Genomic DNA, 20966 nt, shown 5'->3' on the forward strand with positions numbered 1-20966 from the left:
GCTACTCTCTTGAAAGTGCGACGACCGGATCAAGGCGCGACGCATTACGGGCAGGCAGAAAACCGAAAGAGAGACCAATCAAAAGCGCAACCAGGCTCGCTGAAAGGATGGCATTAAACGAGATAATCATCGGGAATTGGCTGCCCTCTCCACCAAAGATCATCGCAGTCGCGAATGCCAGTCCAACGCCGAGGAACGAGCCGGCAATGCAAATCGTAACGGCTTCAATCAGGAACTGAAGCATGATGTCGATACGACGTGCCCCTACCGCCATGCGAAGGCCGATTTCGCGGGTACGCTCGGTGACGGAAACCAGCATAATATTCATGACACCGATGCCACCGACGATCAAAGAAATCACCGCGACAGACGATATCAGCAACATCATCCTATGCGATGTCTTCACCATGATCCGGCGCAACTGATCGCTATTGAAGACAAAGAAGTCTTTTGTTCCGTGGCGGCGTTCCAAAAGCCCGACGATGGCACGTTCGGCAACAATCGTGTCAACATTATCCGAAATACGAACAGTCACCCCGGCAAGGCTTGTTGCAGCCCCAAGTAACCTGCCCGCCACCGCGGTATATGGAAGATAAATTTGCAAGGTTTTACCGGACATGCCCGAACGGTCGGCAACTGTGCCAACGATCACCACCGGCATACGATCAATCATAACGACCTTGCCAAGCGGAGACTCATCTTCGGGAAAAAGTGTCGATACGGCGCGTTCCTCTATCACGGCCTCCTGCCGGCGCTCCGCAATACTGTCGATAGAGAATCCGGTACCCCGCAGAATTCTGAGGCCATTCACCCGGAAATAATCCTCACCAACGCCTTCCACATTGGCAGACATAGTCGTGTGACCGAGCCTGATGCGGGTACTTGTCGACACCAGTGGTGTTACGCTGTCGATATAGTTTTGCGCAGACAAAACCTTGGCATCGTCCACAACCAAAGTGGTGACGCTGTCAGCGCGTTCGTCGTCCCATCCGTACCCAGGGAAAATCGAAAGGGTGCTGGCCCCCAGTTCGCTGATCTCGGAAAGCACCCTTTGACGCGTTCCCTCGCCCAAGCCAACAACAGAGACCACCGCAGCAATACCAATGATGATGCCCAGCATGGTAAGGAATGTGCGGACGCGATGCGCCGCCATTGAGCGCGCCGCCATGGGAAAAGCCTCTGAAAACCGTCGACGGAGCCCAGCCAGAGCACCAACCGCCTCTGAACTCTCAAAAGAAGACGAGGATGCATTAATGACAGGTTCGCGGCGCCGCTTGTCGGACAGAACAAGGCCATCACGGATTTCAATGATACGATCTGCGTGGGCGGCGACATCCATATCGTGCGTAACGATAATAATCGTATGCCCCTCACGATGAAGCTCCTTGAGTATCTCAAGAACGTTTTCACCGCTCTTACTATCAAGCGCACCGGTCGGTTCGTCGGCAAGGATGATCTGCCCACCATTCATGAGCGCACGCGCAATCGACACCCGTTGCTGCTGGCCGCCGGAAAGCTGCCCCGGACGGTGATCAATGCGCATACCAAGGCCGAGGCGCTCAAGAAGCACTTTGGCCCTTTCACGCCGTGTGACAGAATCTACGCCCGCATAAACTGCAGGCATCGCCACATTATCCGCCGCATTGAGCGTACCGAGCAAATGATAGCGCTGAAAGATAAAACCGAAATGCTCCCTTCGCAAGGCAGCCAATTCGTCAGCACTCAAACCTGCAACGCTATAGCCTCCAACGCGGTAATCGCCGGCCGTCGGTTGATCAAGGCAGCCCAAAATATTCATCAGCGTCGACTTGCCCGATCCGCTGGCCCCGACAATTGCGACGAACTCACCGCTATCAATGCGAAGATCAATCCCTTTGAGGGCTGAGACCGTCTCGTCACCGGCCCGAAACAACCGCGTGACGTTCTCTATTTCCAATAAAGCGATCACATTATCCCCATATCGTTAGAGTCTGACGCCTGGCCATCGGCCGGAATGACAACTTCGTCGCCAACCGCAAGACCATCAATCACTTGCGCCTTGATGCGGTCTGTCAGTCCTATTGAGACAAGACGTTCTGTTATTTCGCCGGAAGGAGAACGCACACGAAGGTGATAGCGACCGTCCTGATCGTGCTCAGTCAATGCTGACCATGGCACAAGCGGGACGTCCTCGGCCTGCCCCACCACAATGGACACAAGAGTAGTCATCATGGGCCTCAGCAGGCCATCGGGGTTGGGCGTTGTGAATATTCCATTGAAATAAACAGCCTGCGCTTGCTGCCCGCTGGTTTTGGACGTTGTTGTAGATTCCGCCGCAATTGATGTCGGGGCAGGTGCAATCTGCTCCAGTTTTCCGACTGTCGGCGCGCGGGTTTCGCCCATAATCGTAAAACGCGCAGTTTGCCCCGGCTTTACACGGGTGATATCGGCCTCTGATATCCGGACCTTTACCTTCATAACATCGAGCTGCGCCAGCACGACAATCGTCGGCACAGCCAAATTGGAGTTCAGTGTTTGACCTGCCTTGGTTACGACCGCAACCACAACACCATCAATCGGTGCGACAACATTGGTGTAGCCGAGGTTGGCTTTCGCGTTCTCAACTTCCACAGTGGCTTGCGCGATCTGCGCTTCCAACGCCTCTATGTCAGCGGCGAGTGCTTTGTAAGCGGCTTCCGCCGTCTCAAGCTCGGCCATGGAGGCGGCACGCTGCAATGCCATACTCTTCTGTCTTTTATAAGCCTGCTGCGCGCGTTTAAGTTCAAAGCTGCGGGCCTTGCGCTGCGCCTTGATATTGGCAAGCGCTGCTTCTGCAATGCGCAGAGCATATTTCTGTGCGGTTGGGTCAATCTCGGCGATCAGGTCACCCGCGCTGATTTTCTGACCAAGCTCAACATGTAACGCCTTCAACTGACCAGAAACCTGCGCGCCAACACTCACGATGTTGGCAGGTTGGAGTTCACCATGGGCAAGAACCGTTTCCTCAATTGAACCCGACGAGACAAACTCGGTAAGCTCAGCTTCCTGCTGCTCCTTTTCGAGCACGCTGCTGGCCGAAGCAATTACGACTAGTGCGACGACAATTATTCCTCCGATCATCAGAAGTCGGCCCAAGCTATTTGACAGTTTCATTCTTGTTATTACCAACCGCAGTTTATGTATCAGGTACAAGATGCATCAGCCCAAACGCTCCATCACTTGAGGCTGCGCGACGTCAGCGTGACCGCTCTCAATAGGTGCTTTGTAAACTTCGAAAAGGTCCTACAAAGTTCACCATTTTCTCGAGGCACCCTTTCATGTCGCAATGAAAGTTGAGAGGAGGTTATGTGCAGGTTTTGTGGACCCGCACTTACTCACCCGTCTCAGCAGCACCCGGATTTGCGTTAACAAACGAGGGGCGACAGAGCTCGATGATCAGTGCGCATCGCATGGGGCAGGAGAATTGGGAATGAGGACGAAGCAAGATCGCATGAAAGCTGGAAAACTTGGGCAAACCCCCAACATCCGCGCTAAAGCCTCTTCGCAAGCTTTAACACTTTGAGGATCAGTTCCGCCGTCTCCGGCGAAAATGACGCCTTTTGCGACATCTGAAATTTGTGTCTGGTATCATACAAGAGGTCGTCTGGAATTTCCTAAACTCAAACACTCAACGTGCCATCTTTCCAGATAAGCTGCCATTTTTCCGATCAGCTTGAATGCTGCTCCAACGGATGAAAGTAAGCACGAATGCCTAAAAGGCACCTCTAAGTGTTCATCCAGCATCACATATTTAAACGGCAACTGTATTGTCGAAAGAAGCTTCTTAAAGCTTCTCGATCAACGCCGAACCGAAATCGCTACAAGATAGCGCTCCGCCAAGGTCCGCGGTTCGTGTGTGCGGATTTTTCAGCATTTCGGCAATTGCGGTATCAAGCTTTTTTGCCGCCTGCTGCAAATCGCTGCGCCCGGCTTCGCCGCCCTTCCAGTCCAAAAGCAGCACAGTCGACAGCAAAAGCGATACAGGGTTAGCGATATTCTTACCTGCAATATCGGGTGCAGAACCGTGTGATGCCTGCGCAATTGCATTCTTATCACCCACATTAAGTGATCCCGAAAGGCCAAGCCCGCCTGCAAGTTCCGCCGCCTCGTTTGAAAGGATGTCGCCAAACATATTGGTTGTCACAATCACATCAAAGGCTTCTGGCGTTCTGACCAAAAGTGAAGCCATTGCATCAACATGTTCTTCGCGAACATCAAGTCCGCCTTGTGCTGAGGCGGCTTTTTCTGCTTCTGATAAAAACAGACCATCGCTCAGCTTTAAAACATTGGCCTTGTGGACAATGGTTAAATGACTGCGGCGTTTTGCCGCCAGCCTTGCAGCATAGGCCGCAACACGATAACTGCCCTGACGTGTGACCTTGCGCGTGGCAAGCGCAAGATCAGGGGTTGGCATAACCTCGCCGGTTCCGGCATACATGGTGCGATCAGCATAAAAACCTTCGGTGTTTTCACGTACGATCACCAGATCCATCTCCTTGACCGGCGAAGGCAGACCTTCGAACACCTTTGAAGGTCTTACATTGGCATAGAGATCAAGATTAATGCGCAATGCTGCCGAAGGATTAATCCCGCCCTGATCCGCAGGTGGATAATACGCCGTATCAACCGGACCGAGGATCGCCAAATCAGCTTTGCGCACCCGTTCGATCAGCTCAGGCGTAATCGTCGCACCATGCTTTTCCAGCGAGGAGAATCCAACGTCTTCACTGGAAAATTTTAGGCCCAGCGAAAATGAACGATCCAACGCTGCAAGCACGTTCCGGGTAACAGCGGTAATTTCCGGTCCGATCCCGTCACCCGGCAGCAAAAGAACATCCATTAGCCTTCAACCTCGGTCAGAATATTTTCAGGAACAAGGACCTTACCTTCAAATAACCGGCGCGCCGTGCGGATCACACCACCCGATATCACAGAAAGATTCGGACCCGATCCTTCAATGGTCAGTTCGACAGCGATCATGCCACTTGGATGTTCGATCTTAATCCATTGCTGCGGCTGCGCCTTAAGCCCGATCATACCATCAACGATACTTCCGGAAAGTGACGCGCAACTGGCCACACAGATCGCACCAGTCACCGCATGCGTTGCATGGCAATTATGCGGCACAAAATAGCGGGATGTAATATCACCACCTTTTGTCGGCTCAGACAAAATAGCCATTTTGGGGACAACCTTGCCGGTGCAATCCCCCAATCCCATGAGTTCCGATGCCTTACGACGGATCGCTTCCATCCGCGCAATCAGGTCCGCATTATCATCAAGCTGTGCCTTGGTTTCGTTGCCTGTAATCCCAAGGTCACGGGCACGAAACATCACCATCGGAACGGCAACATCAATACAGGTCACTTCAAGCCCGTCGATATAATTGATCGGCTTCCCTGTCGGCAGAAGCCGACCGGTTTTACTGCCCATGATATCCTTAAACCGCAATATCAGGGGGGAAGCCGTCCCCGGCACACCGTCAATCGCGGTATCACCGCTATAAGTCACCTTGCCGCCTGGGGTTGCGACCAAGACATCAACCAATGCGCCGACGTTTTTGTTGTAAATCCTGACCAACGTTTCGTCGCCCGTGACGGATACCAGACCGGCCTCAATCGCGAACGGCGCCACGGCCGCAGTCATGTTTCCGCAGTTCGGATTGACATCAACCTCAGGCTTGTCGATGGCGACCTGGGCAAACAGGAACTCGACATCGGCATCTGGCCGTTTGGATGGCGCAACAATGCACGATTTGCTGGTGAGCGTATCCGCACCACCGATCCCGTCAATCTGACGTTTGTCTGGCGACCCCATTGCCGCAAGCAAAAGGCGATCACGCAAAGCAACGTCTTCGGGCAAATCACTGGCCAAAAAGATCGGCCCCTTGGACGTTCCGCCGCGCATGATCACGCAGGGAACAGCATGTTGATCGTTCAAAATCGCAGTATTTTTCATGTCGATCACCCCAGCGGCCAAGGAAGTTTAATCAGGTCCTGAAGCAACCCGGCCGGGAAATCGAGAACCAGCGACCATGCAAGAACGCAAAGACCAACAACCGCCAACCCCGTCAAAAGCAGCGTGCGGAGCCAAGATGCCTTTGCCTTGACCCGAAGGAAGGCAATGAAGAAGCCGGTAATCGCAATAAGGAACCCGAACAAAGCAGTTGCGGCGACCAATCCGGCCACCCAAAGCACGTAATGCCAAAGCCCTGCTGTTGGTTTCACGTCTTGATGATCAAGATCATATTCATGGTCGAAATTGGCCGGGTGCGATGCGGGCGAGCGCACCAATTGCCAAATCAGGATCGCCGATGCGACGAACATCACGACCGAAACAGAACCGGTAAAGACGCTGCCAAGGAATGTGTGCTGGGTTGCATCCCAAATGCCAAAAGCAAAGAACGCCAAAAGCCCCCCAGCAAATACGATTTGCGGCCACCGCTTCGGGTTATGGGAATGGCTGCTTTCTTCTTCCTCAACCGGGTTTTCCGGATGTTTGCGCATCCCCAAAAGGATGGAAATGATGGTCAGGGCAGCGATGATCAAAACGCCAGGCCGGGTCAAAAATTCCCAGTTATAGAATTGCAGCGCCTGATACAGATATGTCTCGGTATTGGCGGCCAAGACAAAACCAATCAGAAACGCCGGACGTGGCCAGCCAAACCGCTTCATCAGAACACCGACAACGCCAAGCACAAGCAAAGCAACCATGTCTGACAAAGAACGCGTCGCCTGAAACGCGGCAAAGCAAATGACCGTAATCATGAACGGCGCAAGATAGCCGTACTTGATGGTTGTCAGACGCGAGACGAAAGGTGAAATCAGGAGCGCACCACCAGCCCCCACCACGTTGGCAATCGCAAGCGACCAGATAATCGTGTAGGTGATATCAAGATCACGCCCAACCATTGCTGGGCCTGCCTCAAGACCAATCAGCACCATCCCGCCAAGGAAGACGGCCATACTGCCAGAACCGGGAATACCAAACAGCAAGGTTGGCACAAGCCCGCCGCCCTCTTTGGCATTGTTGGCACTTTCGGGTGCGAGAACACCGCGAATATCGCCCTTGCCGAATTGGGATTTGTCTTTTGCGGTTTGGACAACATGACCATAGGCAATCCAGTCGACAACACTGCCGCCAAGACCGGGCAAGGCGCCAACAATGCTGCCAAGACCCGCACACCGAAGGCACAGCCATTTATGGCGGATCATATCGCGCACACCATCACGCCAACCAAGGCCAAGGGTCCCGTTGTCTGAAATGGATCGATTTTGCCGACAAAGATCGATGATTTCCGGAAAGGCAAACATGCCCAGACCAACAATCACAAGCGGCAAACCATCCATCAGATAAACAGAGTCAAAGCTCATGCGAAGCTCGCCGGTCGCCGGTGCCGCACCAAGTCCGCCCAGCAACAAACCAAGACCTGCAGCCACCACGCCCTTAGGCAGGCTTTTACCAGCAAGTACCCCGACCATCGACAAGCCCAGAACCGCCAGCATGAAAAGCTCGGCCGAACCAAATGCCAAAATCAAAGGACGGGCGATGACAACAAACCCGGTAAGGATAACCGCCCCCACCAGCCCACCGACCAAAGAAGCCGAAAACGCAGCCCCAAGTGCCCGGGCACCCTGGCCTTTTTTTGCCAACGGAAACCCGTCAAGAACGGTTGCTTGCGATGCGCTAGATCCCGGTATCCCCATCAGAACCGATGTAAAGGTGTCCGACGTTGGGATTACAGCAACAAGCCCGATCAACATGGCAAGGGCCGAAATCTGGTCCATGCCATAAATGAATGGCAACAGAAGCGACAACCCGACAATCCCACCCAAACCGGGCAAGATGCCAACGACCATGCCCATTCCAACACCCAGCAAAAGATAGATCAGGTGTGTTGGCTGCGCGAAATGAGACAGTGCCGTCATCATTGCATCAAGCATTTGGAAACTCCGCCAAAAGACAAAGCTCACCCGTTCCCTTAAAACGACCGATCAGTCGCAGGGCGAAAAAAGCGGGGTGGACTATGCCACCCCGATCAGTAAACGGGAGACTTCAGATTTTCAGTTAGAACTGTACCGAATACTTATCGGTCAGCCATTTTTGCACCCACTCGCGGGCATCTTCAGGAACGTTCACGGCCTGGCGGAAAATGCGTTCAGCCGGCTCGCCAACGATCTGTTTGTATTCGCCAAGAGTTGCCTTTCGATCCGTAACGAAGCTTTCGTCTTCTGTCGCGCTTTGCGCGGCATCACGATAGGCCTTTACGATTTCCTCAGGCGTGTCTTTTGGCAAAAAGATCATTTTCTGTGCCGGGAAACCGGCAATGAAGAATGCTTTGTAAGCTTCCCACGCAGGACCAGAAGGTTTTTCACCCTTCATCATCTCGTATGCTTCCGGGAAACTTGGAAGGTCTGGGAAGGAAGGATCGCGTACGATGTTGCCATCATCATCAAGCGCCCCCCAAGAGAACAGCGGAACAGCGTTGCCGATATCGACAAGCGGCGTAACGTTATTGATAAATGCAGAAGACGTCTGGTAGTCGATATTGACTTCGCCGCGCTCAAAGGCAAGACGACCCGCCCCGCGGCCCTTCATGCCAAAAACGGCATCGACATCAAGTTGTAGCAATTCAAAGGCAAGCAGCGGAACAAGATCAAGGGATGTCGCGCCCTGACTGCCATAGCGCAACTTGACGCCTTCAAGCGCCTTCATGTCAGCGGCCGACTTGAGCCCAAGATCGGAATTAACGTAAACAACACCGCCGGTCGGCGATGCCAGAACAACACGCCAGTCGCGCATTTCATATTGCACGCGCTTGTCACGCAGAAGATACGGGAACTGAGTTGAACCAGACGTACCAATCGCGGTCAATCCATCGGCCTCGGCCCGGGCCTGAAACTGATTGGCACCAGAGGTGGAGCCACCACCTGGAATATTTTTAACGACAACAGTCGGGTTCCCCGGAAGGAAAACGCTGAAATATGGCGCCCAGAACCGGCCCCAAGTATCGGTGCCGCCACCTTCGCCGAACGGAATGATCAGTTCGACGCGTTCACCCTCAAAGTCAGCATCCTGTGCAGTTGCTGTACCGACAAAGCCAAAAGCAATTGCGGCAGCCGCACAAGCCGACTTGAATGACAGATTAAGATTCTTTCTCCAAGACATAGGACGTTCCCTTCATAACGGTTGTTTTATTTTGAATGGAGGAAAGGAACGGATGACGCTCGGTGATATTGGCATCAATTGTTAGTTTCCTACCATTCTGGCTTTCGGTTTTATTGTTCTTTTGGCCGGTACGTTGCCGGGCCTTCCGTTTACCAATGACGCAAAATTTAGACGAGAAAGCTGTCAGTTTGCTGTCTATCTTTGATTTTTTGATTTTCTATGCAGTTTTCAATGGTATTTAGAAAATATGCGTATCCTAATTGTAGAAGACAACCTGGTGCTGGCTGATAAAATCGCGGCTGCTTTGCGGCAGACGGATCATGCTGTTGATATGGTTCATGATGGTGAAGATGCTCTTCCCTTGGTTTTACAAGAAAGATTTGATCTGTTGATTCTCGATTTGTCGCTACCGGGAATGGACGGGATCGATATCCTTAAAACCGTCCGCGCCCGCAAGATCGATTTGCCCGTCATGATCCTAACAGCACGCGGAAATCTGGATGAACGTGTTGCTGGTCTTGATGCCGGGGCGGATGACTATATGGTCAAACCTTTCGAGTTGTCCGAACTCGAAGCGCGTGCGCGTGCGCTCATGCGACGGAATATTGGTCAGCGAAATCCATCCATCACGGTTGGAAAATTGACATTTAATTCCGTCGACAGGTCCGTCTCGATTGAAGGATCTCCTGTCTCACTAACTCCGCGCGAACGTGGTGTTCTCGAGATTTTGCTGCTGAATATAAGTCAGGTGACCAGCAAGGAAAAAATCGCTTTGCATCTGTTCGGCTTTGACGATGAAGCCAGCGTAAAATCAATCGAGCTTTATATCAGTCGCCTACGTAAAAAAATCGCCTCTAGTGATGTCGAAGTCCGCACCATTCGCGGTCTTGGCTATATGATTGACGAATGAACGAAAACGCCACAGTCATATCCACCTCTTTACGCGCAAGGCTACTGCGCTGGCTTTTGCTGCCGGGCCTTGTGCTGACCGTGGGACTATTGGCAAAAAACTACCTGACCGTCAGCGAAATGGCCAATCGCATCCAGGACAGACTTCTTGTCGCATTGGCGGTTACCATTTCCGAGCACGCGATTAGTTCGGGCGGCGACCTTCTGTCGCGTGATATCGCATTGTTGCTGGAACAATTCACCCGCGAAAACACCTATTACCGCGTTCAGGGCCCGGACGGGGCGTTTGTGACAGGTGATTTCGGCCTGCCCCGCCTTCCAGAAGACGTTACGCTCGAACCCGGCGTCCCTTACTTCTACAATGCGCATTACCGCAACGAGGACGTGCGCGCGGTAACCATGAAGTACCTGGTCGCCAATCCATACACAAACATCTATGGCTGGGTCACTATTGACGTTAGCCAAACCCGGCGTGAACGCGATAATCTGATTTATGATGAACTGCTGGGAACAACTTTAGACTTTTTTGTTCTGATGTTTCTTGGTGGCGTTTTCGCATGGATCGGTGTTTCGCGCGGTCTTGCCCCGCTCAGACGACTGCAACAGGCAATCCGCCGCAGATCAACGGACGATTTGCGCCCGATCCGGCATGCCATGCCCAAAGAAGTGACCGAGGTTGTCAAATCTCTGAATGCCCTTCTCGCACGTTTGGAAAGCTCTATCACAGCCAATCAGCGCTTTATCGCAGACGCATCTCATCAGCTACGCACCCCTCTTGCGACGGTGCAGGCCGAAGCAGAATGGGCTTTGCGCAACGCCAGCAACCCAGAAGACCGACAGGCGCTTGAACGGATCGTGGACCAAACCCGGCAAACAGCACGTCTGGCCAGCCAACTTCTGAATCTTGCACGGGTATCCCCTGAAGGCCGCAAAGCTGTTCGCTATAAGAAAACTGATCTGTTGGAGCTTGCTGCATCGGTAACGTCGGGCATGGTCCGAAAGGCAATCCGTCACGAAATTGACCTTGGCTTTGATGACCAAAGCGAGGGCATGAGCTGTGAAATCAACACCGGAAATGAAGTTCTGCTTCAGGAAATGCTGAGCAACCTGATCGACAATGCCATTGTCTATGGCACGCCCGGTACGATTGTAACAGTTCGGATGATTGGCCGCGGCGTGGCGGTCGGGCCGGTTCTGGAAATTGAAGATAATGGTCCCGGAATACCAGAGCAGGACCGCGAAGCAGTTCTGGAACGCTTCGTTCGACTTGACGAACAAAATGGCCAAGGCTGCGGGCTTGGGCTTGCGATTGTCCGGGAAGTTGCCGACGCACATCGGGCAAGTCTAACACTCGAAGATGGCAAGGACGGCAAAGGTCTTAAGGTCCGCATTGCGTTCCCGCTTTAGGCTCTTTGTTTACCAACCAACTTAGAAGCCCCAAGGGCCAGCACATCACATGCCGGCCTTTGGTGTCCTGTAATTCAGGCGGTTTTCTTATCCTGACATACACCGACCAATTGTTTGTGATCGTTCTTCTCGACGGCAAAAACAATCAACGCAATTAGTCGATAAAATCCGTGGATAAATTTGCCATAGGGCATCGACAAAAACAGCGTCATCACAACACCAAGATGAAGGCTCAAGGTGATCCCGACATATTGCGTATCGCGCACCAGCATCAGACAAAGTCCGGTTAAACTGGTCAAAAACAGCAAAACCAGAAAACTGATATCCATGCCTTTGTTCGTTTTTCCCTTTGGGGCGGCATCGGCCTTGGCCTTAAGCACCAACAGGCCAGCAGGTCCGACAATAAGACCAATCCCGCCAAGGATGCCAAAAAGCTTCGGCAGGCTTACGTAGCCATAAGGTGCCGGAAGATCGAAGCCATAATGCAATATTGTCGCGGTCGAGGTCGCAGCAAAGCACAACATAAAGCCCCAGAACGTCATTTGATGGAACCAACGCCTTGCCATTGATGGGGTTTCGCTGGGATATGAACATCCCTGCCCGTTACCGCCATCCAGATATTTAAGGGAAAGCGCGTCCTTTATGCCCTGCATGACACGGGGATAATCAAGCCGAAGCGGGCTTGGCAAATTCATCGTTCGCCAGAACTTCACGATCGAGCCAACAAGCGCAACCAAGACAAATCCACCAACAACTCCAAACACAGATGCCAACACATTGTGCGAAATGACACCGTAAAATGCGTTCTGATGCACAGCAAAGAAATCGGCCCCGGTTAAAATGGCTGTTGCACCAAAGAACAGCGTAATAACCACGACAGAAAGAAGACTGACCCAAAGACCGTTATTCGCAAACAGTTTGCCCATGAAACCCGGCCAAGCATAAACCCCATAGTTTTCCTGGCGCAATTCGGCCATCGCCGACGGGACATTAAGCTGAAACTCATGCGGCGGCGCATATTGGCAATTGTGGTAGCAAGCCCCGCAGTTGTGACAAAGGTTTGCAAGATAATCGAGCGTGTCCGAGTTGAATTCCAGACGCAATTCCATCGCCTGAAAGACCGCGCAATGCCCCTCGCAATATCGGCAGGCATTGCAAATCGTCATCACGCGGGCGGCTTCAGTTGTTTTATCGGTTGAGCGCATAATCGGCAGCCTCGCTTCCTGCAATTCGTCCAAATACATTGCCAATCGTCATGCCAATCCCGGCAAGATATCCTTGGCCTAAAACGTTACCCGCCATGATTTCCCCCGCGGCAAAGATGTTCGGGCTTTGGGTTCCGTCTGCCATTTGCATCTGTGCCTTTTCGCTTACTTCCACCCCGAGATAGGTGAAGGTAATGCCAGGTCTAAGCGAATAGGCGCTATAGGGGGGATGGTCGAGTGTCCGTGCCCAGTTGGTCTTGTTCACTGCAAGACCATTGGTATGGACGCCATCAAGCTCGGTATGATCGAACTGGCCCGGTTGCACCGCCGCGTTATAATCGGCGACGGTTTTCTCAAGCGTCGCAGGATCCAGACCGATTTTTTCCGCCAATTCGCCAATCGTATCGGCAACAACAGGCGGAAAGACCGGGGGCATGAAGGCACCACGTGCCTTTTGGTCAATAATCACATGCGCGACCTGATCGGGCTGATCGGCAACAAGCCGCCCCCATATCGCATAGCGTTTTGGCCAGAAATCTTCGCCTTCATCGTAAAACCGTTCGGCATTCTTATTCACCACGATGCCAAGCGATACACAGTCAACCCGTGTGCAAATGCCGCCGTCAAATTTTGGCGCACGACCGTCAATGGCAACCGCATGGCACTGATTGGGCTCACCGATCTGTCGGGCGCCAGCATCCAAAAGCAGGCGCAACAAATCACCGCGATTATAGGGCGTTCCACGGATCAGGAAGTTTTCGGCAATGTCGCCCCATGCCTCTTTGAGCCATTCGATATTTGCCTCAAACCCACCTGCGGCGGCAACGAAGGCCTTGGCCGAAATCGTATGGTCACCGACCTGCAGGCTTTTGAATTCTCCTGCGTCTATCTCGACTTTTGAAACCATCGCGTCGTAGTGGACTTCAACACCAAGCTTTTCAGCATGACGATACAGCGCATTCAAAAGCTGCTTACCCCCGCCCATGAAAAAGGCGTTCGTTCTTCCAAGATGCAGCGTGCCACCAAGCGGGGGCTGAAACTGCACACCGCGTTCTTCAAGCCAAGCCACGGCCTCTGTCGAGTTCCGCAAAGTCATACGCGCCAATGCTTCGTTGGTTTTTCCCTTGGTAACCCGCATCAGGTCATCCCAATATTCAGCCTCGTCATAAGTGCCGCTCAGCACCGACAAGGGACCAATATGCATAGGCCGCAAATTGCGGGTATGGCGGGTATTCCCGCCCCGATGGGTCCTTGGCGCACCTTCAAGCAAACAAACGCGCGCACCTTTTTCCGCGGCGACAATTGCCGCAATCAGCCCGGCCTGCCCACCGCCCGCGACCAGAACATCATAATGATCAAATCCGGTTTTCACAGCGCCTGCACCTCTCTTTGTATTTTTATGAATACTCTTGTATACAATTGTCTGCAAGACTTGTGGTTTACGAGGCCGTGTGTCAAGTTAAAACCAAACAGAACAAAGCAGGTGCCCCTCAATGAGCCCAGATTCCGCCGATCAGCAGCCACGAAGCGAAGTCGCCTACCAGAAGCTTTTGGCCGCGATTCAGCACGGCGAACTCAAGCCAGGAACCCGAATCCGCGAGGTAGAGGTCGCCGAAAAGTTTGGAATTAGCCGCACCCCTGTGCGCGATGCCATCCGGCGGCTCGAAAGCGATGGATTACTGATCCATTTGCCAAGACACGGTGCCGTGATCCGGGAACTGGATCATCGCGAGGTGATCGAACTCTATGAAATCCGCGAGGTTCTGGAAGGAACAGCCGCCCGCTATGCTGCGCGTCACGCATCGGAGCTCGAAATTGCAGATCTTGAAGACCTCAATGACCTGATGCTGAAAAACGGTGAAGACCCGGTAAAAGTTGCAGAAGCCAACCGACAGTTTCACCAAGTGCTCTATCGCACGGCGAACAACCGTTTTCTGATCGATGCCTTAAATTCTTTATCGAACTCGATGACGCTTCTCGGCGGTACGACGCTTCAATATACGGACCGGCCAGAAACCGCTTATCAGGAACATAAGAAAATGATCGACAGCATCCGATCCGGCAACGCCGATCAGGCAGATGCCGATGCAAGACATCACATCCGAAGCGCACAGCGGCTAAGGATGAAGCTACTGCGTGAATAAGAAGCGCAGTTAAGCGTGAAATGGGCGCATAGCCGGGAATTATGAAAATTCCGGCTGGCTCGGACTGACGACTGATTTTAGATGGGAATATGGAAAGCGATGGAGCAGTGATTACATTCTGTAAACACTTGTCAGGTGCCACAAAAGGTGACATTCGAAATTCAGCGAAATCAAAAGCTTCGCATTTCCGATTGCCACATAAGTTGACAGCTATTGCCACATAAGCTGACAAAAAACTGCAGGATTGACAGAGAAGCTGACATTTTTTGAGTTTGAAGAATTTCTTGGCTTTAAGCAAACTCACAAGCTGCACATTATCGTTCTCGAAGCGCTTCATCGCCGTATTTCATTACAGGCGACAAAAGAAACTCTATAATCCGCCTTGTTCCTGTTTTCACTTCTACTGATGCAGTCATCCCCGGTATCAACTTAACGTTACGGCCATCTGCAAAGATTTCAGATTTATCCAGCTTTGCACGCACCTCGTAAACGAGGCCAAGGTCCTCATCCTGAATAGCATCGCCCGAAACGCTTTTTATCTTCCCGTCGATCTTTCCGTATCGGGTGAAAGGAAAGCTGTCGATCTTGATCACGGCATCCTGGCCAACACTTACAAAACCAGCATCCTTATTTTGCACCTTTGCAACGACTTCAAGCTCGACGTCATCGGGCACAACGACCATTAGTATCTCGGCTGGCGAAACAACCCCGCGCACAGTGTGAACTGTAAGCTGTTGGATCGTGCCACTAACAGGGGCTCTTAGTTGATGGCGCTCTTCGCGGCTTTCGGCTTTTCTAAGTGTTATGACAGCCGTTTCGAACTTATTTCGCGCATCAAGCAGTTCTTCGAGGGTTTGTTGTTTGGTTTGCGCGACAAGGTTCTCGCGATCTTTTTCAGCAGCGGTAATAGAAGCATCTGCCTCTTCAAGCCGGTTTCTGTAAATTTCGAGATTACTTGTTGCTTCAATCAGCTGTTGTTTGACTTCAAGCCAAACCGGTTTGGTGCTTATCCCGTCTGACACCAGTCCCGACAAAGAACCTTCACGCTCAACCAAAAGCGGAAGGAGTTCACGGCTTTTAGCGATTTCAGCTGAAATTGAAGCTCGCTCTGCTCTGAGTTTTGCAGACTGTGCATCCTTGGCCGCCAATTTAGCAAAGAAAGCTGCCAGATCACTACGTAACTTTTGCTCAGCAGTCGCAAGAATCTCGTCATTAAGTGCAGCATGACGAACAAGGGCTGGCACCTCGCTTTCATCCATACCGTCAAGAAAGGCCCGAAGACGAGCGATATCAAGGGCAGATGCGTCACGTTCATGCAAGAGCTGCCCTTTGTCGACTTCACTTTCAGTCGGATCGAGTTCAATAAGCAGATCGCCCACGTCAACATGTTGCCCATCGCGCACATGAATGGCACGGACCGTTCCGATCTCAAGCGGTTGAATTTGCTTTACACCCCCGTTTGGAACCAGACGCCCTTGTGCAACGGCAACAACATCAACCTGTCCTATCGTTGCCCAGCCAAAAGCGATGGTAAAGAAGCCAGCAAGCGACAAAGCCACCGTTCGACCAAGCGGGTTGGCCGGTGTTTCCATAATTTCAATCGCAGCGGGCAGGAATTCACGTTCTTGTGCTCCTCGTTTTGATTGGGATTGTTCTGAGTTCCCGGTGATGCGGTTAAAACTCTCCCGCAAGAACGACCAAATGGAATCAAATTTACTGCGCAGCGACATTATTCACCGCACCTGCTTGCAATTGATAAAGCTTGGCATAGCGCCCACCAAGACTAATCAGCCCGTCATGAGTGCCGTCTTCAACAACCTGACCTTCTTCCACAGTTATAATCCGATCCGCATCGCGAACGGCTGCCAATCGATGGGCAATGATCAGAACAGTCCGCCCCTTGCAAATCCGGCGCATATTTTCCTGAATGATCTTTTCGGATTCATAATCCAAGGCACTGGTCGCCTCGTCAAAGATTAGGATACGCGGGTTATTTACAAGGGCGCGTGCAATCGCAATACGCTGACGTTGTCCGCCTGAGAGGTTGGAGCCACGCTCTCCAATTTTGGTATCATATCCATCGGATAAGGATAAGATGAATTCGTGGGCACCAGCGAGTTTTGCCGCTTCAATCACACGCTCCATCGGCATGCCGGGATCTGAGAGCGCGATGTTTTCACGAAGCGATCGGTTAAACAGAATGTTCTCCTGCAGCACCACACCGACTTGACGCCGCAACCACGCGGTATCGACCATGGAAAGATCAATACCATCAACCAAAACTCGCCCACTTTCAGGTACATACATACGCTGAACAAGCTTGGTCAAAGTACTTTTCCCCGATCCACTAGGTCCAACGATACCAACGACTTGTCCTGCCTTAATGCAAAGATCCACACGGCGCAGAATTTCCGGTCCATCGGGACGATATCGAAATGTCACCAAGTCAAACTTGATGTCACCCTTGATGTCATCAAGCGTAGATCGATTTGGGTTGTATGTGGGTTCCGTTGGAGAATTAAGAATATCACCAAGACGATCAATTGAAATGCGGGCTTGCTGAAAATCATTCCAAAGTTGTGCCAGGCGCAGTATTGGGCCTGTTACGCGCCCCGCCAACATATTGAATGCCACAAGTTGCCCAACCGTCATATCCCCACTCACAACCGCCGTCGCACCAAAATACAACGTCAGGACGGTCGTCACTTTCGAAATAAGCTGGGTCAGTTGTCCTGCAACATTACCAAGGTTAGACGTCCTAAAACTTGAATGCACATATCCTGCAAGTTGCTCTTCCCAGCGGCGCTGCATTTGTGGCTCAACAGCTAGGGCCTTTAACGTCTCAACCCCAGTAACACTCTCTACCAGAAAAGCCTGATTTTCGGCCCCACGCTGAAATTTCTCATCCAACCGTTTGCGAAGGATCGGCGTAACGACAAAGGCCAAGATCACGAAGAACGGAATAGATCCTAAAACGATCATTGTCAGCAGCGGGCTGAAGTGCCACATCACAGCAAAGAATACGATCGTAAAGAACAGATCAATCACAAGCGTAAGCGCTGATCCGGTGATGAAATTTCGGATACTTTCGAGTTCCCGGACCCGCGCAACGCTCTGCCCAACCTGTCGTGCTTGAAAATACCCCATTGGCAGCGACATCAAATGGCGGAACAGCCGCGCTCCAAGCTCAACGTCAACCCGGTTTGTCGTGTGCGAAAAAATGTATGTCCGAAGAGTCCCCAAAAGGACTTCAAACACCGAGACGGTTAGCAAGCCGAAAACCAGAACATCAAGTGTTGTGAGTCCGCGGTGCACCAGGACCTTATCAATCACTACCTGGAAAAATAGTGGGGAGATAAGAGCAAATAGCTGCAGGAAAAAAGATGCTATCAAGACTTCGATGAAAATGCGTCTGTACTTGGAAAGGGCTGCAACGAACCAAGATATGTCAAACTTCCCCCCCTGCCCCAAAATCGCAGCTCGTCGGGTCGCTAGTAATAAACGACCCGTCCATTTTTCTTCGAAGGATGCTTTATCCACTGCAACAGCACGACCTGCAACCGGATCCTGGACAAGGACTTTATCCTTTTCGACATCAATCTTAGCAACAATGACGAAAGTACCGTTTTCAATCTCGGCAATGGCGGGCAGGTTCGTTTTGGCAAGCCGATCCCAACCAGATTCGACAATTCGTGATTTCAGTTTAAGCCGCTTTGCCGCCAGTTGCAGGTCATCCAAGACAAAAGCAGCCCCGGGTTTGCCGAACTGATGTCGGATCTGCTCAGCATCCGCAGGCAGATTGAAGAATCGTAAAATTGTGACCAGTGCCAGAAGACCACTGTCCTTTGGTTCTTCTTGACCCGGCCGGTTGTCCCCGTTTTCGTCCTGCAAGATATTTCCTCATAATTGGCACAGCATCCCCATATCTGCGCACATAAGGATATTAATAATCTGCCAGTTTAAAACTGCAATTATAGATTGGTTAAATTGGATATTTAAAAAATTTTACCGAGCACATGGCACTATCTCTGCAACACAACGTTTTCAAAAGAATTGAAATCGATATCAGGAGGGCGCCCGAAGCAGAACGCACGAGAACGTTCTGCTTCGGGAAATCGGTCTAGCTGCTTTGCCAGTTTGCAGCAATTACAGTCTGAACGTTCTGGAAATCAGTACTGTTGTGATCAATTGTATCCGCACTAACGTCGCCAATACCAAACACAGACATTGCATCGACAAGTGACTGAACATTACCAGCAGACAGAGTACTCCCTGCAACGTCAATTTCACCCACTTGGTTCTCACTTGCACCATACCAATCTGCAACTGTCAGGCTATCTTCCGAACCAAGTAACTGAATCACCAGATCGTCACCTTGTTGGAACAACCAAACATCTTCGGTCGTCACACCTGATTGCAGTGAAACATGATCACTGGATTCCGCGTCAGAAATAACGTCGTGGTCAGCGCCGCGACCGAACACAAATGTATCCGCACCGCTTCCGCCCGTCATGACGTCATCGCCAGCTCCTCCGCTCAGCACATCATCACCAGCATTACCCTCAATAACGTCATCCAGTGCACTACCGATAATCACATCGTTACCGGTCCCACCAACATCAGGTGCAACATCCTGATACTGCGCATCGGCAATTGTCTCACCGGTGACACCACTATCGACATGTACACGGTAAAGATCGTTCTTATCTGGTGCGCTCGCACTGCTGTAATACAGATATACGCCCCCATCTGCCGCTGGCTCAAGACGCACATAGGTCTCCGCACCATTGGCAAGGTCTTCAAAGTCAACCTCACCATTCACCGGATTGCCTGCTGCGTCATAGCGTTGACCGTAAATCTTCGCAAAGCCGCCCGGCACAAGACGGGTAAAGGCAACAAACGTACCGCCATCTGCAAGCGCAACAACATCTGAGAACGTCACATCCCCGGCTGTCGTATTCGCCGCATCGATATCGACTGTCGTATCAAGCGTTACGTTATTGTCCGTATCAATGCTGTAAATCTGCAGTGTCGTCCCGATCGTGACCGCTACACGCCCATCGGCCAACAGCATCGAAACGGGTAAAAACTCAGACTGATTGTCTGGCCCTTGCGCGACAACAACGCTCTCGCCAAGCGCAACTCCATGAGAACTCAACACATGAAGACGGGTCGTAGCCGTCAAACCCTTCTTATTGGTTGAGAAGATAGCAAGACGACCATCGGGAAGCTCAACACCGTTGACCATCCCATCTGAACCAGTAACAGCACCGCTGATATCAAAGCGATCGCCAACCGGATCACCTGAGGCATCATAACGCTGTCCATGGCTGTCATGCTGATTACCGCTTTCCCCTTGGTAACTAAACAGCAGGACAAAGCCGCCATCCTGAAGCGCAATAATCTCCGGCGAACCTTGGGTCTTCGTCGCATCGGCGCTGACAAACTCCCGTGTCTGAACAATATTCCCAGCGCTATCGAACACTGTAAATTCAAGACGAAGCTGCTCAGCCGCAAAGAAGACAAATCCGCCACCAACGAGACCTTCAACCTTCAGCCCCCTCAGTTCATTTGGAACCGAGGGCATACGATACCGGATCCGCTGGTTCGTTCCATCCGCATGTGTAAGAGAAAGATAGGTGGCGTTGCTCTCATTCCAGACCGCAACATGACCGCCGTCCTGCAACTGCGCCGCATCCCAATTGCCGACCAGATCATCAAGATGTCCTCCCGACTGACTGATCTGATGGCTCTCATCAAGCGTCGCTTTGACATCAATCGTCACCGTCGCGGTACTCGTCTCTCCCGTGCCGTCATCTACCGTATAGCTGAACACTGCCGGGCCGTAATAATCCGCATCCGGGGTGAACACCACATTGCCGTCAACATCAAGCGAAACCGTCCCATGCTCTGCGTTCTGCACAGACTTGATGCTTAGCGCATCCCCATCCGGATCTTCGTCATTGGCCAGAAGCTCTGACGCCAGAATGACCGTCGAACGGTTCGACACAATCGAAACCGCATCCGCATACGCTGCAGCAACATCCTGATACTGCGCATCGGCAATTGTCTCACCGGTGACACCACTATCGACATGTACACGGTAAAGATCGTT

Annotated in this window: 14 protein-coding genes; 3 read left to right on the top strand and 11 right to left on the bottom strand. The window is 51.9% G+C overall.

Annotated elements, in window-relative coordinates; genetic code table 11:
- Position 1: 1 nt before the first annotated feature.
- From HCZ99_RS15055 to HCZ99_RS15080, 6 genes are all read right to left on the bottom strand, one after another.
- Positions 2 to 1948 carry a MacB family efflux pump subunit gene (locus HCZ99_RS15055; RefSeq protein WP_167447821.1) on the bottom strand — a complete coding sequence of 649 codons (1947 nt, stop codon included), beginning with the start codon at positions 1946 to 1948 and terminating at the stop codon, positions 2 to 4.
- Positions 1945 to 3132 carry an efflux RND transporter periplasmic adaptor subunit gene (locus HCZ99_RS15060; RefSeq protein WP_167447822.1) on the bottom strand — a complete coding sequence of 396 codons (1188 nt, stop codon included), beginning with the start codon at positions 3130 to 3132 and terminating at the stop codon, positions 1945 to 1947. The genes HCZ99_RS15055 and HCZ99_RS15060 overlap by 4 nt, the downstream gene beginning before the upstream one ends.
- 670 nt (positions 3133 to 3802) lie before the next feature.
- Positions 3803 to 4858 (bottom strand): isocitrate/isopropylmalate dehydrogenase family protein, encoded by a 1056-nt coding sequence (locus tag HCZ99_RS15065; protein WP_167447823.1) that lies wholly within the window; start codon positions 4856 to 4858, stop codon positions 3803 to 3805.
- On the bottom strand, positions 4858 to 5976 hold the full coding sequence (locus HCZ99_RS15070; RefSeq protein WP_167447824.1) for a 4-oxalomesaconate tautomerase: 1119 nt from the start codon (positions 5974 to 5976) through the stop codon (positions 4858 to 4860). The genes HCZ99_RS15065 and HCZ99_RS15070 overlap by 1 nt, the downstream gene beginning before the upstream one ends.
- 5 nt (positions 5977 to 5981) lie before the next feature.
- Positions 5982 to 7961 carry a tripartite tricarboxylate transporter permease gene (locus tag HCZ99_RS15075; protein ID WP_167447825.1) on the bottom strand — a complete coding sequence of 660 codons (1980 nt, stop codon included), beginning with the start codon at positions 7959 to 7961 and terminating at the stop codon, positions 5982 to 5984.
- Between the two features lie 124 nt (positions 7962 to 8085).
- On the bottom strand, positions 8086 to 9186 hold the full coding sequence (locus HCZ99_RS15080) for a Bug family tripartite tricarboxylate transporter substrate binding protein (RefSeq protein WP_167447826.1): 1101 nt from the start codon (positions 9184 to 9186) through the stop codon (positions 8086 to 8088).
- 247 nt (positions 9187 to 9433) lie between these two features.
- On the opposite strand from HCZ99_RS15080, the gene HCZ99_RS15085 reads away from it, so the two are divergent.
- Together HCZ99_RS15085 and HCZ99_RS15090 are read left to right on the top strand one after the other, a co-directional pair.
- On the top strand, positions 9434 to 10096 hold the full coding sequence (locus tag HCZ99_RS15085) for a response regulator transcription factor (RefSeq protein ID WP_167447827.1): 663 nt from the start codon (positions 9434 to 9436) through the stop codon (positions 10094 to 10096).
- Positions 10093 to 11502, top strand: coding sequence for a sensor histidine kinase (locus HCZ99_RS15090; protein ID WP_167447828.1), 1410 nt, complete (start codon positions 10093 to 10095; stop codon positions 11500 to 11502). Before HCZ99_RS15085 ends, HCZ99_RS15090 begins: the two co-directional genes overlap by 4 nt.
- 74 nt (positions 11503 to 11576) lie before the next feature.
- On the opposite strand, the gene tcuB is transcribed toward HCZ99_RS15090, so the two are convergent.
- Both tcuB and tcuA read right to left on the bottom strand, forming a co-directional pair.
- A complete protein-coding gene (tcuB, locus tag HCZ99_RS15095) occupies positions 11577 to 12707 on the bottom strand; it encodes a tricarballylate utilization 4Fe-4S protein TcuB (protein ID WP_167447829.1) in 1131 nt (376 codons plus the stop codon).
- Complete coding sequence (gene tcuA, locus HCZ99_RS15100; protein WP_167447830.1) at positions 12691 to 14079, bottom strand: FAD-dependent tricarballylate dehydrogenase TcuA; 1389 nt, start codon at positions 14077 to 14079, stop codon at positions 12691 to 12693. The genes tcuB and tcuA overlap by 17 nt, the downstream gene beginning before the upstream one ends.
- 121 nt (positions 14080 to 14200) lie before the next feature.
- Here tcuA and HCZ99_RS15105 point away from each other — a divergent pair, with 121 nt between their 5' ends.
- On the top strand, positions 14201 to 14851 hold the full coding sequence (locus tag HCZ99_RS15105) for a GntR family transcriptional regulator (protein ID WP_167447831.1): 651 nt from the start codon (positions 14201 to 14203) through the stop codon (positions 14849 to 14851).
- A 314-nt stretch (positions 14852 to 15165) separates the two neighbouring features.
- On the opposite strand, the gene HCZ99_RS15110 is transcribed toward HCZ99_RS15105, so the two are convergent.
- The 3 genes from HCZ99_RS15110 to HCZ99_RS15120 form a co-directional block, all read right to left on the bottom strand.
- Entirely contained in the window at positions 15166 to 16581 is a 1416-nt protein-coding gene (locus tag HCZ99_RS15110; protein WP_167447832.1) for an HlyD family type I secretion periplasmic adaptor subunit, read from the bottom strand.
- Positions 16565 to 18742, bottom strand: coding sequence for a type I secretion system permease/ATPase (locus tag HCZ99_RS15115; RefSeq protein ID WP_167447833.1), 2178 nt, complete (start codon positions 18740 to 18742; stop codon positions 16565 to 16567). Before HCZ99_RS15115 ends, HCZ99_RS15110 begins: the two co-directional genes overlap by 17 nt.
- 229 nt (positions 18743 to 18971) lie before the next feature.
- Positions 18972 to 20966 (bottom strand): cadherin-like domain-containing protein (locus tag HCZ99_RS15120; RefSeq protein ID WP_217701509.1); only part of this gene is annotated, 1995 nt, incomplete at its 5' end.

It is taken from the genome of Thalassospira lucentensis (assembly GCF_011806425.1).
Lineage (GTDB): Bacteria > Pseudomonadota > Alphaproteobacteria > Rhodospirillales > Thalassospiraceae > Thalassospira > Thalassospira lucentensis_B.

Coding starts and splice junctions, on each gene's coding strand:
- HCZ99_RS15090 (WP_167447828.1), top strand. CDS start 10,093: ATGAACGAAAACGCCACAGTCATATCCACCTCTTTACGCGCAAGGCTA.
- HCZ99_RS15060 (WP_167447822.1), bottom strand. CDS start 3,132: ATGAAACTGTCAAATAGCTTGGGCCGACTTCTGATGATCGGAGGAATA.
- HCZ99_RS15080 (WP_167447826.1), bottom strand. CDS start 9,186: ATGTCTTGGAGAAAGAATCTTAATCTGTCATTCAAGTCGGCTTGTGCG.
- tcuB (WP_167447829.1), bottom strand. CDS start 12,707: ATGCGCTCAACCGATAAAACAACTGAAGCCGCCCGCGTGATGACGATT.
- HCZ99_RS15075 (WP_167447825.1), bottom strand. CDS start 7,961: ATGCTTGATGCAATGATGACGGCACTGTCTCATTTCGCGCAGCCAACA.
- HCZ99_RS15105 (WP_167447831.1), top strand. CDS start 14,201: ATGAGCCCAGATTCCGCCGATCAGCAGCCACGAAGCGAAGTCGCCTAC.
- HCZ99_RS15065 (WP_167447823.1), bottom strand. CDS start 4,858: ATGGATGTTCTTTTGCTGCCGGGTGACGGGATCGGACCGGAAATTACC.
- HCZ99_RS15085 (WP_167447827.1), top strand. CDS start 9,434: ATGCGTATCCTAATTGTAGAAGACAACCTGGTGCTGGCTGATAAAATC.
- HCZ99_RS15110 (WP_167447832.1), bottom strand. CDS start 16,581: ATGTCGCTGCGCAGTAAATTTGATTCCATTTGGTCGTTCTTGCGGGAG.
- HCZ99_RS15070 (WP_167447824.1), bottom strand. CDS start 5,976: ATGAAAAATACTGCGATTTTGAACGATCAACATGCTGTTCCCTGCGTG.